Source organism: Ruegeria sp. BHSA162 (assembly GCF_059613385.1).
Genome location: NZ_JBXWSK010000073.1, coordinates 1 through 16,946 on the forward strand (window position 1 = coordinate 1; position 16,946 = coordinate 16,946).

At 63.1% G+C, this 16,946-nt stretch carries 18 protein-coding genes; 13 read left to right on the forward strand and 5 right to left on the reverse strand.

What is annotated here, in order from left to right; genetic code table 11:
- Positions 1-490, forward strand: a 490-nt coding sequence (locus AC2FM5_RS15940; RefSeq protein WP_496736750.1) for a glutathione S-transferase family protein, incomplete at its 5' end; no start/stop codon positions are given.
- 64 nt (positions 491-554) lie between these two features.
- Positions 555-2,069 (forward strand): YifB family Mg chelatase-like AAA ATPase, encoded by a 1,515-nt coding sequence (locus tag AC2FM5_RS15945; protein ID WP_496736752.1) that lies wholly within the window; start codon positions 555-557, stop codon positions 2,067-2,069.
- Here AC2FM5_RS15945 and gshB read toward each other — a convergent pair.
- From gshB to rsmI, 3 genes are all read right to left on the reverse strand, one after another.
- Complete coding sequence (gene gshB, locus AC2FM5_RS15950) at positions 2,066-2,998, reverse strand: glutathione synthase (RefSeq protein WP_170391908.1); 933 nt, start codon at positions 2,996-2,998, stop codon at positions 2,066-2,068. The genes AC2FM5_RS15945 and gshB overlap by 4 nt on opposite strands.
- A 61-nt stretch (positions 2,999-3,059) precedes the next feature.
- Positions 3,060-3,431: a YraN family protein gene (locus AC2FM5_RS15955; protein WP_496736754.1), complete on the reverse strand. Its 372-nt coding sequence runs from the start codon at positions 3,429-3,431 to the stop codon at positions 3,060-3,062.
- 1 nt (position 3,432) lies between these two features.
- Positions 3,433-4,290 carry a 16S rRNA (cytidine(1402)-2'-O)-methyltransferase gene (gene rsmI, locus AC2FM5_RS15960; protein ID WP_496736756.1) on the reverse strand — a complete coding sequence of 286 codons (858 nt, stop codon included), beginning with the start codon at positions 4,288-4,290 and terminating at the stop codon, positions 3,433-3,435.
- Positions 4,291-4,378: 88 nt separating this feature from the next.
- On the opposite strand from rsmI, the gene AC2FM5_RS15965 reads away from it, so the two are divergent.
- The 3 genes from AC2FM5_RS15965 to murJ are packed head-to-tail and all read left to right on the forward strand — an operon-like array spanning position 4,379 to position 9,856.
- Positions 4,379-5,539 carry a penicillin-binding protein activator gene (locus AC2FM5_RS15965; protein ID WP_170360183.1) on the forward strand — a complete coding sequence of 387 codons (1,161 nt, stop codon included), beginning with the start codon at positions 4,379-4,381 and terminating at the stop codon, positions 5,537-5,539.
- A complete protein-coding gene (locus tag AC2FM5_RS15970; RefSeq protein WP_480632422.1) occupies positions 5,499-8,318 on the forward strand; it encodes a [protein-PII] uridylyltransferase in 2,820 nt (939 codons plus the stop codon). The genes AC2FM5_RS15965 and AC2FM5_RS15970 overlap by 41 nt, the downstream gene beginning before the upstream one ends.
- Complete coding sequence (gene murJ / locus AC2FM5_RS15975) at positions 8,315-9,856, forward strand: murein biosynthesis integral membrane protein MurJ (RefSeq protein WP_170445617.1); 1,542 nt, start codon at positions 8,315-8,317, stop codon at positions 9,854-9,856. The genes AC2FM5_RS15970 and murJ overlap by 4 nt, the downstream gene beginning before the upstream one ends.
- A 5-nt stretch (positions 9,857-9,861) precedes the next feature.
- Here murJ and AC2FM5_RS15980 read toward each other — a convergent pair whose 3' ends face one another.
- Positions 9,862-10,548: a rhomboid family intramembrane serine protease gene (locus AC2FM5_RS15980; RefSeq protein WP_170342144.1), complete on the reverse strand. Its 687-nt coding sequence runs from the start codon at positions 10,546-10,548 to the stop codon at positions 9,862-9,864.
- A gap of 86 nt (positions 10,549-10,634) precedes the next feature.
- Between AC2FM5_RS15980 and trpS the strand changes: the two genes are divergently transcribed.
- Positions 10,635-11,663: a tryptophan--tRNA ligase gene (gene trpS, locus AC2FM5_RS15985; RefSeq protein WP_496736759.1), complete on the forward strand. Its 1,029-nt coding sequence runs from the start codon at positions 10,635-10,637 to the stop codon at positions 11,661-11,663.
- 58 nt (positions 11,664-11,721) lie between these two features.
- Here the strand turns inward: trpS and AC2FM5_RS15990 are convergent, their stop codons facing one another.
- Positions 11,722-12,771 carry a Glu/Leu/Phe/Val family dehydrogenase gene (locus AC2FM5_RS15990; protein ID WP_170445614.1) on the reverse strand — a complete coding sequence of 350 codons (1,050 nt, stop codon included), beginning with the start codon at positions 12,769-12,771 and terminating at the stop codon, positions 11,722-11,724.
- Between the two features lie 129 nt (positions 12,772-12,900).
- On the opposite strand from AC2FM5_RS15990, the gene AC2FM5_RS15995 reads away from it, so the two are divergent.
- The 7 genes from AC2FM5_RS15995 to AC2FM5_RS16025 form a co-directional block, all read left to right on the forward strand.
- The gene (locus tag AC2FM5_RS15995; RefSeq protein WP_170360173.1) at positions 12,901-13,362 is read left to right on the forward strand and encodes an Lrp/AsnC family transcriptional regulator; all 462 of its coding nucleotides are present in this window, start codon (positions 12,901-12,903) and stop codon (positions 13,360-13,362) included.
- Between the two features lie 58 nt (positions 13,363-13,420).
- Positions 13,421-14,284 (forward strand): branched-chain amino acid aminotransferase, encoded by an 864-nt coding sequence (locus tag AC2FM5_RS16000; RefSeq protein WP_496736762.1) that lies wholly within the window; start codon positions 13,421-13,423, stop codon positions 14,282-14,284.
- A gap of 75 nt (positions 14,285-14,359) precedes the next feature.
- The gene (locus tag AC2FM5_RS16005; protein ID WP_170342153.1) at positions 14,360-14,815 is read left to right on the forward strand and encodes a universal stress protein; all 456 of its coding nucleotides are present in this window, start codon (positions 14,360-14,362) and stop codon (positions 14,813-14,815) included.
- Positions 14,815-15,408 carry a 2-hydroxychromene-2-carboxylate isomerase gene (locus tag AC2FM5_RS16010; protein WP_170360169.1) on the forward strand — a complete coding sequence of 198 codons (594 nt, stop codon included), beginning with the start codon at positions 14,815-14,817 and terminating at the stop codon, positions 15,406-15,408. The genes AC2FM5_RS16005 and AC2FM5_RS16010 overlap by 1 nt, the downstream gene beginning before the upstream one ends.
- 68 nt (positions 15,409-15,476) lie before the next feature.
- Positions 15,477-16,040, forward strand: a complete 564-nt coding sequence (locus AC2FM5_RS16015) for a NifU family protein (protein ID WP_093963451.1) — start codon at positions 15,477-15,479, stop codon at positions 16,038-16,040.
- Complete coding sequence (gene tsaB / locus AC2FM5_RS16020; RefSeq protein WP_170360167.1) at positions 16,030-16,620, forward strand: tRNA (adenosine(37)-N6)-threonylcarbamoyltransferase complex dimerization subunit type 1 TsaB; 591 nt, start codon at positions 16,030-16,032, stop codon at positions 16,618-16,620. The genes AC2FM5_RS16015 and tsaB overlap by 11 nt, the downstream gene beginning before the upstream one ends.
- Positions 16,617-16,946 (forward strand): GNAT family N-acetyltransferase (locus AC2FM5_RS16025; protein ID WP_496736765.1); only part of this gene is annotated, 330 nt, incomplete at its 3' end. The genes tsaB and AC2FM5_RS16025, both read left to right, overlap by 4 nt.

The window sequence follows — 16,946 nt, forward strand, 5'->3', positions numbered from 1 at the left end:
AACCCGCGCCGATCTGACCCGGATCGAGACCCTGTGGGCGCATGCGCGCAAAATCTCAGGCACGGAGACCGGCCCATTGTTCGGCGGCTATTCGCTGGCCGATGTGTTCTATACGCCGGTCGCAGCCCGGATCATCGGCTACGGTCTGCCCGTGTCCGTGCAGAGCCACGACTACTGCATGGAATTGTTGTCAGACCCGGCGGTTCGGCAATGGCGCGCGATGGGACTGACTTTCGACTACGACCCGTTCCCCTATGACCAGCTGCTCGACGCCGAGCCCTGGCCGATCGGCGGGGCCTCGACGGCCCGCGCAGTTGAGGCGGGCCCTTCGGTCAATGACCGCTGCCCCTATTCCGGCAAGCCGGTGACCGCATTTCTGGAGCTGGATGGAAATCGATGGGGCTTCTGCAACACCTTCTGCCGCGACAAAACCGTGGCCGACCCCGGAGCGTGGCCGAAATTCACGCAAATGATCCGGCAAGCGGTGTGACCGTTAACCATTCCTAAACCGAAGCCATGGCAGCAAGGTCCCGTTAACCAATAACAGGATCGCCATGGTCGCCCGCGCTCATACCGTTGCCTTTCAGGGGGTCGAGGCCCGCCCGGTCGAGGTGCAATGCGCCGTCTCCCCCGGGCTGCCCGCCTTTTCAATCGTCGGCCTGCCGGACAAGGCCGTGTCCGAGGCCCGCGAACGCGTGCGCAGTGCGCTCAGCGCGATGGCCATTGCGCTGCCCTCCAAACGCATCACGATCAACCTGTCGCCCGCTGACCTGCCCAAGGAGGGCAGCCATTTCGACCTGCCGATCGCGCTGGCCCTGCTCTGTGCCATCGACATCCTGCCCGCCGACGCCGCCGAAGCCACCATGGCTCTGGGCGAGCTTTCGCTGGACGGCTCATTGGTGCCCGTGGCCGGCGCCCTGCCCGCCGCGATGACCGCCGCGGCCGAGGGCCGCACGCTGCTGTGTCCGCGCGTGTCAGGTGCCGAGGCGGCCTGGGTCGACGCGACCCAGGTGATCGGGGTCGCGTCCCTGGCCGACGTCGTGCGCCATTTCACCGGCCAGTCGCCCCTGCCGGTCGCCCAGCCCGGCGAGGTCAGGTTGGAGCCCTCGACCCGCGATCTGCGCGACGTAAAAGGGCAGGAACGGGCAAAACGCGCATTGGAAATCGCAGCGGCCGGCCGTCACCACATGATAATGATCGGCACGCCGGGGTCAGGCAAATCCATGCTCGCCGCCCGCCTGCCCGGCATATTGCCGCCGTTGACGCCCACCGAGGCGCTCGAGACCTCGATGATCCAATCGCTGTGCGGCATGCTGGACGAAGGCGGCATCAGCCGGACCCGCCCGTTCCGCGAACCGCATCACACGGCGTCGATGGCGGCGATCGTGGGCGGCGGAAAAGGCGCGAAACCCGGCGAAATTTCCCTGGCCCACAACGGCGTGCTGTTCATGGACGAATTTCCCGAGTTTCCGCGAACGGTTCTGGAAACCCTGCGCCAGCCCATCGAGACCGGCGAAGTCATGGTCGCCCGCGCCAACGCCCATGTAAAATACCCCTGCCGGTTCATGTTGGTGGCGGCGGCGAACCCCTGCAAATGCGGATATCTCAGCGACCCGTCGCGCGCCTGCTCGCGCGCACCCGTATGCGGCGAGGACTATCTGGGCCGCATCTCGGGGCCGTTGATGGACCGGTTCGACCTGCGGATCGAGGTGCCGCCCGTGGGCTTTACCGACCTTGACCTGCCGCCATCCGGAGACAGCTCGGCCACCGTCGCCGCGCGGGTGCAGCAGGCGCGCGTTGTTCAGGCCCGGCGCTTTCAGGACACGCCCGGCATTCGCCAGAACGCCGATATCGAGGGCAATCTGCTGGAAGAGGTCGCCGCTCCAGATGCCGAGGGCAAGGACCTGCTGGTCAAGGCGGCCGAGCGGTTCGGCCTGTCGGCACGGGCCTACCACCGCATCCTGCGCGTGGCCCGCACCATTGCCGATCTGGAGGGCGCGCCCGATGTGCGTCGCCCCCACGTGGCCGAGGCGCTGAGCTATAGGATCAGCGCCCGGGTTGCGGCCTAGACCTTGGCCTCGATCACCTGCCAGATCTTTTCGGCGATATTGGTTCCGTTGAACCGCTCCAATTCCTGGATTCCGGTGGGCGAGGTCACGTTGATTTCGGTCAGATAGTCGCCGATAACGTCGATACCTACAAAGATCTGGCCCTTTTCCTTCAGCAGCGGACCGATGGCCGCGCAGATCTCAAGATCGCGGTCGGTCAGCCCGATCTTTTCGGGACGGCCACCCACATGCATGTTCGACCGGGTCTCACCCTCGGCCGGAACGCGGTTGATCGCGCCGACCGGTTCGCCATCGACCAGGATCACCCGCTTGTCGCCGTTGCGCACATCCGGCAGGAATTTCTGAACGATCAGCGGCTCGCGCGAGAAACCGGTGAACAACTCATGCAACGAAGTCAGGTTGCGGTCATCGGCATCCAGCCGGAACACGCCGGCCCCGCCATTGCCATAGAGCGGCTTGAGGATGATGTCGCCGTGCTTTTCCTTGAACGCCTTGATCGTCTGCAGATCGCGGGCGATCGTGGTGGGCGGAGTCAGGTCGGGAAAATCCAGAACCAGCAGTTTTTCCGGATAGTTGCGCACCCAGAACGGATCATTCACCACAAGAGCCTGCCCACGCAACCGATCCAGCAGATGGGTGGACGTGATATAGTGCATGTCGAACGGCGGGTCCTGCCGCAGCCAGACGACATCGAAATCCGCCAGATCAACCTCGCGCTCAGGCCCCAGAACCGCCGGCTGGTCCGCAACCCGCTGCACCGTCATGTCGTGACCGCGGGCGGTGATGCGCCCCTCTTGATAGGCCAGCTGATCGGGTCCGTAGTAAAACAGTTGGTGCCCACGGGCCTGGGCTTCTTCGGCCAGCCGGAACGAGCTGTCTGCATTGATGTCCACGGCCCCGATCGGGTCCATCTGAAAGGCGATTTTCATGGCGTGTCCCTCGTAGTCACGCCAGATACATGGCCCAGCGGGGACGGGTGTTCAATGGCGATCAGCCCTGACCAAAGGCGTTTTCGACGATTTGTACTGCGCCCGTTGCATCCACCAGAGCCGCGTCGAACCGGACATTGGTCAGCTGCCCGCCCGGTTCCTGCGCCAAATACTGCGCCGCCGAGGCGCATATCCGGTCGATCTGCCGCTTGCTGATCCGCGCGGCGGCGCTGTCAAAGGTTTGGCTTTTCTTGACCTCGACGAACACAAGGCCCTGCGCATCCCGGACGATCAGGTCAATCTCGCCACCCGCGCCGCGCCAACGCCTGTGACAGACCTTGAACCCTCGGCTTTCGTAATCGGCAGCGACGCTGTGCTCGGCCGCGTGCCCGGCGTGATAGGAAACCGAGCCCTGGACCGACCGTCGCGCCATGTCATCCCTTTCCCAGTTGCAGGGCCTTTTGGTAAATCGGCCGCCTTGGCAAATCATACATCCTGGACACCAGATCCGCCGCATCCCGCACCGAGTGCGTTTCCAGAGCCCGTCTCAACGCCTCTTCTACATCGGCATCCTTAACGGCTTGTGAATGGGCACGGTCCACCAGCAAGACGATCTCGCCCTTCACAGTGGCATCTCGATACTGTTCGGACAGCTCTGCAAGGCTGGCCCGCCGGACTTCTTCGAACTTCTTGGTCAGCTCACGACAGACCGCGGCCTGACGCTCGCCACCCAGAACCTGCGCCAGATCCGACAGGCACGCCCCCAAACGCTTGGGGGATTCGTAGAACACCAGCGTCCCGGGAACATCCCGCAGCGCCTCGATCCGAGTTCGGCGGGCGCCGGACGCATTCGGCAGAAACCCGGCGAAAAAGAAGGCGTCCGTCGGCAGGCCCGCCAGGGTCAGCGCCGTCACGACGGCTGACGCTCCAGGGGCGCAGGTCACGCTGAACCCGGCCTCGGCCGCCTGCTTGCCCAGGTCATAACCCGGGTCGGCGATCAGGGGCATGCCGGCCTCGGACGCGTAAGCCACGGACTTGCCCTGGGACAGTTCGGCAATCAGTTTTTCACGCGCAGCCGTGCCGCTGTGGTCGTGATAGGCCAGAATGCGCCGCCCTTCGAGGGGTACACCGTGAATCTCCATCAGTCTGCGCAGGCTGCGTGTATCTTCCGCCGCGATCACATCAGCCGAGGCCAGAACGTCCAGCGCCCTGAGCGTAATGTCGCGCGCCGTTCCGATCGGAGTGGCAACAAAATAAAGCCCCCCAGCCAATCTTACCTTTTGGAAATTCAAAGCTGGACCCTCGCAGCGTGACGTTTATTATCGCGGCGTGATAGAACAGCAGCGTTCTTTGCCGCCGGATCAGGGAGTTTTCATTTAGATGTTTACCGTTTGCAAGCCCGTTCGCAAACTGGCGAAATTCGCCATCGGCCTGACCGCGGCGGCATTTTTGGCCGCCTGCGAACCCGGCGCCACCGGGCGCGGACCGTCGATAGACACGTCAGAGCCGATCCCCGTAGCCCTGCTGGTGCCCAAATCGGGCGACGCCGCGTTGGCGCAAAGCCTTGAGAACGCTGCCCGGCTGGCCATGGCCGATCTGAACAACGTCAAGATCGATCTTCGCGTCTATGACACTGCCGGCAATCCGAACACGGCAGCCGCCGTTGCGCAGCAGGCCGTTGCCGACGGCGCAAAGGTCATCCTGGGGCCGGTCTACGCGCAGGCTGCAAATGCTGCGGGCCTTGCGGTTCTGAGCAAGAACGTGAACGTTCTGTCCTTCTCGAATAATACAAGCATTGCCGGCGGAAACGTCTTTGTCCTTGGCCCGACCTTCGACAACACGGCCAACCGGCTTGTCAGCTACGCCGGCAAACAGGGAAAGAAAAGCACCGTCATCGTGCACAGCAACGATGCGGCAGGCCAATTGGGCCAGGCGGCAATCTCGAACGCACTTGGCAACAGCCGTGTTGCGAATGCGGGTGTGGTCGGTTTTGATCGATCTCAGCAGGGTGTGATCGACGCCATCCCTGCAATCAAGGCGACGGTGGACTCGACGGGGGCGGATTCACTCTTTTTGACCGCCACGACCGCCGGCGCGCTGCCGCTCTTCAGCCAGTTGCTGCCCGAGGCCGGTGTCTCACCGGCAACCGTGCAATATATTGGCCTGACCCGCTGGGACATTCCGGCCCAGACGCTGGAACTGCCCGGGGTCCAAGGCGGATGGTTTGCCTTGCCTGACCCTGCCAAGGCCCAGGCCTATCGCGTACGCTACAACGCGACCTATGGCGAGGCACCGCATCCGATCAGCGGCCTGGCCTATGACGGGATCGCCGCCATCGGCGCTCTGGCCAGCCAAGGGAAGTCCAATGCCCTCTCGGCCGCGGCCCTGACCCAGAATGCCGGTTTCCAGGGTGTTGGCGGTATTTTCCGTCTGCGCCCGAACGGTACGAACGAACGAGGTCTGGCCGTGGCCACGATCCAGAACAAACAGGTAGTTGTGATTGACCCTGCCCCGCAAAGCTTCTCTGGCGCCGGTTTCTGATCAGCTTGTGACGATCCCCGCGCCGGCTGGCGCATTGATCTGCGACGCCAGCGAAATCTTCGATGGCGAAAAGGTCAACGCGCTGCTGTCGAAGGCCCTGAAAGACATTCCGGAAACGGCCGCAGCCCGAAACGAGGCCGTCCGGATCCTGCGGGACGCACAGAAATCCGGGCGTCAGGTCATCGAGGAGGCGTTCGCCGCCCGACCCTTTGACGCTCGGCCTTTGACGCGATCCTACACCTATCTGACCGATGGGCTGGTCTGCGCCGCGATGACCGTGGCCGGACAGCATCTGCATCCATTGGCCAACCCGACCCAGGGCGAGAAGATGGCGGTTTTGGCGGTGGGCGGCTATGGGCGCGGCGAGATGGCGCCGTTTTCGGATGTCGATCTGCTGTTTCTGACTCCCTACAAGATCACCGCCTGGGCCGAGAGCGTGATCGAGTCGATGCTGTACATCCTGTGGGATCTACGGCTGAAAGTCGGGCATTCCTCGCGCACGATCCGTGATTGCCTGCGTCTTGGAGACGAGGATTTCACGATCCGGACAGCGATGCTGGAACAGCGCTATCTGGCCGGTGATCGGGACCTGGCCGATGAGCTGGAAAGCCGGCTGAAATCCGAGCTGTTCAAAGGAACCGAACGCGAATTCATCGAAGCCAAACTGCATGAACGCGACGAACGCCACCACAAGCAGGGCGAGCGTTACATGGTCGAACCGAACGTGAAAGAAGGCAAAGGCGGCCTTCGTGACCTGCAGTCCCTGTATTGGATCGCCAAATACATCTACGGCGTTCACGACGTGGCTGAACTTGTCCCGCTGGGGTTGTTCACCCAGGACGAATTCAACACGTTCGTGCAGGCCGAAGACTTCCTTTGGGCCGTACGTTCGCATCTTCATCTGGTGACACGGCGCGCAACCGAACAGCTGACCTTTGATCTGCAGGTCGAGGTGGCCGACCGCATGGGTTACGAAGACCGAGCGGGCCGCCGGGCCGTCGAAATCTTCATGCAGCGGTACTTCCGAGAAGCCACGAAGGTGGGAGAACTGACACGGATCTTCCTGACCAAGCTTGAAGCGTCACATATGAAGAACGCGCCGTTGCTGGAACGCATCTTCAGCCGCAAGCCACGGGTCAAGCCGGGCTATAGGGTTGTTCATGGCCGGCTGGACGTGGCCGACCCCAAAAGCTTTTTGTCCGACAAGCTGAATCTACTGCGTCTGTTCGAGGAAGGTCTGCGCACGGGTATGCTGATCCATCCCGATGCGATGCGGCTGGTCACGGCCAACCTGCACCTGATCGATGACGAAATGCGCAACGACAAAGAGGCGAGGCGCATCTTTCTGGATCTGATGCTGAAACACGGCAATCCCGAACGCGCGCTGCGCCGCATGAACGAGTTGGGCGTTTTGTCGGCCTTCATCCCCGAGTTCGAGCCCATCGTGGCGATGATGCAGTTCAATATGTACCACAGCTACACGGTGGACGAGCACACGATCCAGTGTATCATCAACCTGGCGCAGATCGAACGGGGCGAACTTGTCGAAGCGCTGCCGCTGGCCTCGTCGATCCTCGAGGGCGGAGTGAACCGGCGTGTGCTTTACGTCGCTCTGCTGTTGCACGACATCGCCAAGGGCCGCCCCGAGGATCACTCGATCCTGGGGGCCAAGATCGCACGGACGGTCGCGCCTCGGCTGGGGTTGAACAAGAAAGAATGCGAAACCGTCGAATGGCTGGTGCGGTATCACCTGCTGATGTCGGACATGGCGCAGAAGCGTGACATCTCGGACCCGCGCACGGTGCGCGACTTCGCCAAGGCGGTTCAGACCGTCAAACGGCTGGATCTGCTGACGGTCCTGACAGTCTGCGACATCCGCGGCGTTGGGCCGAACACCTGGAACAACTGGAAGGCCACTCTGCTACGGGCCTTGCACGCGGAAACCAAGCGCGCGCTGGAAACCGGGATGGAGGACCTCAACCGTGCCAATCGTGGCGCGGAAGCCAAGAAAGCCCTGCGTGACGCGTTGTCGGCCTGGTCCAAGGCCGATCTCAAGACGGAAACCGGGCGGCACTACGATCCGTATTGGCAGGGGCTCAATCTCTCGACCCATGTCGAGTTCGCCGAAATGCTGCGCGCGCTGGAAAAAAGCGCGGATCCGGCGGCGATGGAAATCCGGCTGCACCCGGACGAAGACCGGGATGCGACGCGGGCGTGCTTTGCCATGGCCGACCACCCCGGCATCTTTTCCCGGATTGCCGGTGCGCTGGCGCTTGTGGGCGCAAACGTGGTCGATGCCCGCAGCTATACCACCAAGGACGGCTACGTGACTGACGCGTTCTGGATTCAGGACGCTGACGGCCACCCGTTCGAGCTGTCGCGTCTGCCGCGCCTGACCCAAATGATCCACCGCACCCTCAAGGGTGAGGTGGTGGCCCGCGAGGCGCTCAAGTCCCGCGACAAGATCAAGAAGCGGGAAAAGGCGTTCAACGTCCCGACGCACATCACCTTCGACAATGAAGGGTCCGAGATATACACGATCATCGAAGTCGACACCCGCGACCGGCCGGGCCTGCTCTATGATCTGGCCCGGACACTTGCCGCCGCCAATGTCTATATCGCCAATGCCGTGATCGCGACCTATGGCGAGCAGGTGGTGGATACGTTCTACGTCAAGGACATGTTCGGGCTCAAATACCACTCGGAAGCCAAGCAGAGGACGCTGGAAGCCAAGCTGCGCACCGCGATTACCGAAGGCGCCGAGCGGGCGGCCTCATGAAGCAGATCCGCCTGTTCTCGGGCCTGTTCACGGTCGGGTTCTGGACCCTTGCCAGCCGAATTCTGGGCTTTCTGCGGGAAATCCTGCTGACAGCCTATATCGGACCGGGGCCGGTCATGGATGCTTTCGTCGCAGCCTTCCGCCTACCCAACATGTTCCGCCGGTTCTTCGCCGAGGGCGCTTTCAACGCAGCCTTCGTTCCGATGTTCTCGAAACGGCTGGAAGGCGGCGAAGACGCGCAGGGGTTTGCGCAGGATGCGTTCAACCTGCTGGCGGCGGCCGTTCTGGCGCTGGTCGGGCTGGCCATGGTGTTCATGCCGGGGCTGGTCTGGCTGACGGCCGAAGGGTTTTATGGCGACGAACGTTTCGATCTGGCGGTCGGTTACGGGTATGTCGTCTTTCCCTACATCCTGTTCATGTCTCTGGCCGCGCTGTTTTCCGGGGTTCTCAATGCCACCGGTCGATTCGCCGCCGCTGCAGCGGCTCCGGTCCTGCTGAACATCTTCGCCTGCACGGCACTGATCGTAGGCGCGGCAACCGGAGGCGAGGTCATCCGTTGGCTCATCGCCGTCATACCCATTGCCGGGGTCGCTCAACTGGCGCTGGTTTGGGTCGCCACCGAACGCGCCGGAATTCGCATCCGGTTCGGCCGACCGAAGCTCAGCCCTGAAATGCGCAACATGGTTCGGATCGCGGTACCGGCGGCACTTGCCATGGGGGTGACGCAGGTCAATCTCGTTGTCGGGCAGCTGGTCGCGTCAAAGACCGAAAAGGCCATCAGCTGGCTCTTTGCCGCCGACCGGCTGTATCAGCTGCCGCTGGGCGTGGTCGGCATCGCCGTGGGCATCGTGCTGTTACCCGACCTGTCGCGCCGCCTGCGCGCGGGGGACGGCGACGGTGCGCGCAACGCCTTTTCCCGCGCAGGCGAGTTCACCCTGTTGCTGACCATTCCGGCCACCGTGGCCTTCGTGCTCATCCCGGTGCCGCTGGTCTCGGTCCTGTTCGAACGTGGACAGTTCACACCCGAAGACACGGCTGCCACCGCGCTGGCCGTGGCGGTCTATGGCATCGGACTGCCGGCCTTCATGCTGCAAAAGCTGCTGCAACCGTTGTTCTTCGCGCGCGAGGATACCCGTTCGCCCTTCCGATATGCCGTAGTGGCGATGGTCATCAACGCCGTGCTGGCCTTTGGGCTGTACCCGATCGTCGGCTGGATCGCCCCGGCCATCGCGGCCTCGGCCGCCGGGTGGGGCATGGTGGCGCTGTTGGTACTGGGCGCCCGGCGCATGGGCGACGAGGCCCGTTTCGACGACCGTTTCAAGCGCCGCGCGCCCAGGATATTGGCCGCCTCAATAGGAATGGGCGTGGTGCTGATCGCATCGATGCAGCTGTTCGATTGGACGTTCCAGGTTCCGGGCTGGCGCTATCTGGCCTTGCTGGGCCTGATCGTGGTCGCCGCAGTGTCTTACTTCCTTCTGGGCCACCTGCTGGGCGCATTCCGTCTGTCCGAGTTCCGGTCCGCCCTGCGGAGATCCTGACCGCCTCAATCCCGCCGGATACGGCCCACCAGCCGCGCCCATCCGCCCGGTGCCACGAAGAACGACAGCCCGAACCCGGTCGCGAAGCCACCCAGGTCGGCCACCCAATCCGAGGTACCGCCGAAGATCAGCCCAAACAGAAGTTGGATGCCCATCAGCACCGCGATCAACTGGAACGCCCGCGCCTGGTTCTCTCCGACCAGCGACAGCCTGCGCCACAGCAGCCAGGTGAAGGCGCCGATCAGGCCATAGACCGGCGGGAAGCCCCCGACCAGCGGATAGCGCGGGTCCAGCAGCACCGCATAAGCCAACGCCCCGCCCACGCCGGACAACACGAAGATCACCAGCATCGCAAAACCGCCAAAGACCTCGCCCACCATCTTGCCCATCGCCAGAACGAAGACGCAGACAAAAAGCGCTTGGGTAAAGCTGCCTGACACGAAGGGGTAGGTGAAGAACCGGATCACATGCTCGACCGGCCAACGCCCGTTCATCACCATCCAGTCGAAGATGTCGGCCGAGAAGGAATAGCGCTGAATCGCCTCCAGCCGCCATCCCACCGCGCCCGGTCCGCCGACCAGGCCGCGCGTGCCGAGGGTGAAGGCCAGTTCGATCCCCATGATGAACAAGACCAGCGCCACCACCACGGGCGGCAGGGGGTTCACGGGGGGTGTGTAATGCTCGCTGCTCATTGGGCGGGCCTTTCGCGGCTGTTGACGTCCCTTTGCCTCATGGGTAAGCGACGGAGGCTTATTTTTCCAGACGGGAGTTCCCTTCCATGACCGAAACCAAGTTCACGCCGCGCGTGTTTTCCGGCATTCAGCCCTCGGGAAACCTGCATCTTGGCAACTACCTTGGTGCGCTCAAGCGTTTTGTGGATATGCAGGGGCCGGAGATGGAGACCGTGTACTGCATGGTCGATCTTCACGCGGTCACCGTCTGGCAGGACCCCAAAGAACTGGCTCATTCCACGCGCGAGCTGTGCGCGGGCTTCATCGCCGCCGGCATCGACCCGGAGCAGTCGATCCTGTTCAACCAGTCGCAGGTGCCCGAGCACGCGCAACTGGCCTGGATCTTCAACTGTGTTGCGCGCATGGGCTGGATGCAGCGCATGACCCAGTGGAAGGACAAGGCGGGCAAGAACCAGCAGAACGCCTCGCTGGGCCTTTTCGCCTATCCCTCGCTGATGGCCGCCGACATTCTGGTCTATCACGCGACCCATGTCCCGGTGGGCGACGACCAGAAACAGCATCTTGAGCTGACCCGCGACATCGCCATCAAGTTCAACCACGACTATGGCGTCGATTTCTTCCCGATCACCGAGCCGGTGATCGAGGGCGCGGCGACGCGCGTGATGAGCCTGCGCGACGGGGCCAAGAAGATGTCCAAGTCGGACCCGTCCGACATGAGCCGGATCAACATGACCGACGATGCCGACACCATCGCCAAGAAGATCCGCAAGGCCAAGACCGACCCCGATGCCCTACCCTCGGAGGTGGACGGGCTGGAAGGCCGCCCCGAGGCGCGCAACCTGGTCAACATCTATGCCGCGCTCAGCGATCAGACGGTCGAGCAGGTTCTGGCCGAGGTCGGGGGCAAGCAGTTCGGTGAATTCAAGCCGATGCTGGCCGATCTGGCGGTCGCAAAGCTGTCGCCGATCTCGACCGAGATGGCGCGGCTGATGGGCGATCAGGCCGAGATCGACAGGATCCTGGACCGTGGCGCGGAACGGGCGCGGGAAATCGCGGCTCCGATCCTCAGCCGCACCTACGAGATCGTGGGGATGGTGGGCGCCGGCCGCGCCTGAGACCCAGACAGAAACTTCAGCGCCGCCCCTGATCCGGGGCGGCGTTTTTCGTTGCAGGTCAGGCGGCCTGCGGGTGCAGTTTTTCCTCGACGATGGATTCGGCCACCGCATGGGGGCTGACGCCATCGACCTTGGCGCGGGTCAGGATGCGGTCCATCGTCCGCTCCAGCGCCTCGAGCCGCTGACCGACCCAGGCTTCGCGATCCCTGATCTTCAGGATCTCGGTTGCGACGTTCACGATCCCGCCGCCATTGGCCACGAAATCCGGAGCATAGAGGATGCCGCGGTCATGCAGGCGCTGCGCGTCGGCATCAGTTGCCAACTGGTTGTTGGCCCCTCCGGCCACCGCGCTGACCTTCAGAAGCGGAATGCTGGTTTCGTTCAGGATGCCGCCGATGGCGCAGGGCGCGAAAATATCCGCCTCGGCCGCATAGATCGCATCGGGCGCGACGGCCTGCGCTGCGAACCGGTCCCCCAGCCGGGCGGTCTGGCCCGCATCGATGTCGGTGATCACCAGTTTTGCCCCAGCGTCATGCAACAACGCACACAGATGTTCGCCCACATGGCCCAGCCCCTGCACCGAGACGGTCTTGCCGCTCAGATCCCCGGACCCGAACCGATGCCGCGCGGTGATGCGGATGGCGTTGAAGATCCCGCGGGCGGTGACCGGCGACGGGTCGCCGCTGGCGAACGGGCCGTCGGGCAGACCGGCGACATATTCGGTTTCGGTGCCGATCTGGGCCATGTCGGCCGGGGTCATCCCCATGTCCTCGGCCGTCCAGTACCGGCCACCAAGGCTTTGAATCACGCGCCCGAAGGCCTGCAGCAACCGAGGCGTCTTGTCCGCGTTCGGGTCGCCGATGATCACGGCCTTGCCCCCGCCCAGCGGCAGATCGGCCGCCGCGTTCTTGTAGGTCATGCCCCGCGACAGGCGCAGCGCATCGTCCAGCGCCTCGGACGGGTGGCCATAGGTGCGCATCCGCACGCCGCCCGCTGCAGGCCCCAACTGCGTGGAGTGGATTGCCACAAAGCCCGAAAGCCCGCTGGCGGCGTCTTTGAATTCGACCACACGCTCGTGATCTGGCGCGTCAATCGTGGTTATTTCCATTTTGCTCCTCCGGAAAGACAGATGGATTCTGCCACATCCGACCGAGCGATTTTCGCCAATACATGCTGGTCAACTTATCTCTCTTGGAGATAATAGTAATCTGATCCGATCATATTAGGGATTCTCTCCATGGACCAGATCGACCGCAAGATCGTGCGCGCGCTGCAGCAGGACGGGCGCATGACCGTTCTGGACCTGGCCGAAAAGGTGGGCCTGTCGCCCACACCCTGCGCGCGGCGGCTGGACCGCCTGCGCCGCGACGGGGTGATCACCGGATATTCGGCCCAGGTCGACCCTGAGAAGCTGGGCTTTGGCGTCACGATTTTCGTGTCGGTCGAACTGGAGAAACAGGACCGCCACGCCATCGACGCCTTCGAACGCGCCATCCTGCGCTGCGATGAGGTTATGGAGTGTTACCTCATGACAGGCTCGCGCGACATCCTGCTGCGCGTCGTGGCGCGTGACCTGACCGCCTTTGATGCGTTTCTGGAAAACCGGCTGATGCAGATTCCGGGCATCCGCAACCTGCGCTCCAACTTCGCCCTGCGCGCGATGGTCAAGCGCGACGTGTTGCCATCGTCGGCCGGATAATCTGCTGGACCTCGGGCGCGCGCGCTCCTACGGTTCGGCGGAATTGACGGAGGGCACAATGGCAGTCGGCAAGAATATCCGCACTTATTTCGATGGCAAATGGCACGATGGCGATGCCCCGATCATGCGGGCTGCGGACCACGGGGCCTGGTTGGGTTCGTCGGTGTTTGACGGGGCCCGCCGATTTGATGGCATGACCCCTGATCTGGCCGCGCATTGCGACCGGGTGAACCGCTCGGCCGAGGCGCTGATGCTCACTCCGACCGTGACCACCGAACAAATGGTCGAACTGATCCGCGAAGGTCTGGAAGCATACCCGACCGAGGCCGCCGCCTACATTCGCCCGATGTACTGGGGGATCGACGGCGACGCGACCGCGATCGTACCGCAGGGTGACAGCACAGGTTTCGCCATCTGCCTCGAAGAGATCCCAATGGCACCCGAGGCGGCCTCGGTCACTCTGACGACCACCCGCTTCCGCCGCCCGGTTCTGGAAAGCGCGGTCGTCAACGCCAAGGCCGGGTGCCTGTATCCAAATAACGCCCGAATGCTGGCGGAAGCGCGATCCAAGGGGTTTTCAAACGCATTGGTGACCGACGCCATGGGCAACGTGGCAGAAACCGCAACGGCCAACATCTTCATGGCCAAGGATGGAGAGGTGTTTACTCCGGCACCGAACGGAACCTTCCTTGCAGGCATCACGCGCGCGCGGCACATCGACAACCTGCGTCGCGACGGGGTGACGGTTCACGAAACTGTTCTGACCTTCGACGATTTCCACGACGCGGACGAAGTGTTCATGTCCGGCAACATGAACAAGGTCACGCCCGTGACCGCACTGGACGACACGCAATATCAGATTGGCCCTATCACGCGCCGCACGCGCGCGCTCTACTGGGACTGGGCGGCCAGCAACCAATAAGCAACGGTCCGTCGCGGCCCGAGTTGCCAGACACCGAATGCTCGGGCATGATCCCGAAAACCGAAGAGGACATTCATGCGCAAGTTCCTTGTAGTTCTTGACGATAGCCGCGAGTGCCTGAACGCCATGCGTTTCGCCGCGATGCGTGCTGCGCATACGGGCGGGGGGGTGACCATCCTCTCGGTCATTCCTCCGGACGAGTTCAACCACTGGATCGGCGTGGCCGAAGTGATGCGGGAAGAAGCCCGCGAACGTATCCATGCGCATTTCGAGGTGTTTGCCAAATGGATGCGCGACAAGCAGGGGATCGAGCCTGAACTGGCGATCCGCGAGGGTGAACCCGTTCCGCAGATCATTGAGCATGTGCGCTCGGATCCCGAAATCGGCGTCCTTGTTCTGGGTGCAGGTACTGACAAGAAGGGCCCCGGTCCACTGGTCACTCAGTTGACGCGGAATTCCGGCAGCTTGCCGATTCCGATTACCATCGTTCCGGGCGACCTGAGCAAGGAGAAGCTCGAAGAGATCACCTGATGCCCGCCACCCTGCACTTCTGGTTCGATTTCGCCTCGACCTATTCCTACCTCAGCGCCATGCGGGTCGAACGGGACGCGGCAGCCTGCGGCGTGCAGGTGGACTGGCAGCCATTCCTTCTGGGTCCCATTTTTGCCGAGCAGGGGTGGAAAACCTCACCGTTCAACATCTATCCGGCCAAGGGGCGGTACATGTGGCGCGACATGGAACGGCTTTGCCGGCAGCATGGCCTGCCCCTGACCCGACCTGCCGAGTTTCCGCAAAACAGCCTGAAGGCCGCACGCCTTGCGCTCGCCATCCCTCAACGTGAAGCGCGCGCTGCATTCTCCTGCGCCGTTTTTGCCGCGCAGTTTGGCCAAGGCCTGAACATTTCGGTAGAGCCAGTCCTGCGCAGCGCCCTGTCCGCCGCCGGCCTCCCCGAGGACATGATCGACCGAACCGCAGACTCTGACATCAAGAGTGCTCTGTTTGACCAGGTTGCCCGCGCCAAATCGCTGGGGATCTTCGGCGCCCCCAGTTTTGTCGTGGATGAGGAGCTTTACTGGGGCGATGACCGACTGGACATGGCCATCCGACAGGCTGCAGCGATTTAGAACCGTTCCAATTCTTGACTTCCCGGCCGCTGACGCGCATATCAGAGCCAACTGATACGGAGCGCGCCATGTTCATCCAGACCGAATCCACACCCAACCCGGCCACGCTGAAATTCCTGCCCGGTCAGACCGTGCTCGAGGCCGGTACAGCGGATTTCCCGACCGCCGAAGCCGCGCAGAACTCGCCGCTGGCGCAGCGCATCTTTGCGGTCAGCGGTGTGACCGGAGTTTTCTTCGGCAATGACTTCGTAACCGTCACCAAAGACGACGGCGTGCAGTGGGACCACATCAAACCCGCCATCCTGGGCGCTGTGATGGAGCACTACCAGTCCGGCCAGCCGGTGATGGGGGCCGGGGTGGAAACCGCGTCCGGCCATGCTGAACATTCGGGTGAGGACTCGGAAATCGTCAACCAGATCAAGGAATTGCTGGACAGCCGCGTACGCCCCGCCGTGGCGCAGGACGGCGGTGACATCACCTTCCACGGCTTTGACCGCGGCGTCGTCTACCTGCATATGCAAGGGGCCTGCGCAGGCTGCCCGTCCTCGACGCTGACCCTGAAAATGGGGATCGAGAACCTGCTCCGCCATTACATCCCCGAGGTGACCGAGGTTCGCCCTGTTGCCGTCTGATCAGACAATTCTGGCATTTGACACATCGGCCGCGCATTGCGCGGCCGCTTTGCTGCGCGGGCCAGACATCGTCGTGAGCCGCGCCGAAACCATGACCCGCGGCCAGGCGGAACGCCTGATGCCTTTGCTTCAGGACATCCTGGCAGAAGGCGGGGTTTCTTGGGCGGATATCGACGCGATCGGTGTCGGGACGGGTCCGGGCAATTTCACTGGAATTCGCATCTCGGTCTCTGCCGCCCGGGGGCTGGCGCTTGGATTGAACAAACCGGCAATCGGCGTTTCGGGCCTTGAAGCCCTTGCGGCTTTGGCACCTGAAGGGCGGACCCCAGCCATTCCAGCCCCCCGGGAACATGTTTACCTGCAAGCGCCCGACGGGACGCCGCAGCTGATGACGCAGGAACAGGCAGAATCACTTGGCGCCCTGTTTTTGTGCGACGATGCGAATGCAGTCGTCCGGGCCATCGCCCGGATTGCATCCGAACGTGTTGACCTTGTGTCAGGTCCCCCGGCCCCCCTGTACGTTCGTGCCGCAGACGCCGCCCCGTCGCGCGATACGCCGCCGCCTTTGCTGGACCCATGACCCCACAGGAAATGGCCGAGACCCACGGCGCGGCTTTCACCCAGTCCCGCCCCTGGACTAATGATGAATTCGCTGATCTGCTTGCCAGCCGCTTCACCCATGTCGTTGGAAACAAAACAGCATTTGCCCTGATCCAGGTCATCGGCGACGAGGCCGAGCTGCTGACCATCGCGACGCATCCCGATCATCAGCGGCAGGGTCTGGGCCGCGCCTGCATGCAGGCTTGGCATGACAAGGCTCACGATCTGGGTGCGCGCCGGGCGTTTCTTGAGGTGGCATCGGACAACGCGGCCGCCATTGCACTCTACCAAAGTTGCGGCTATGCG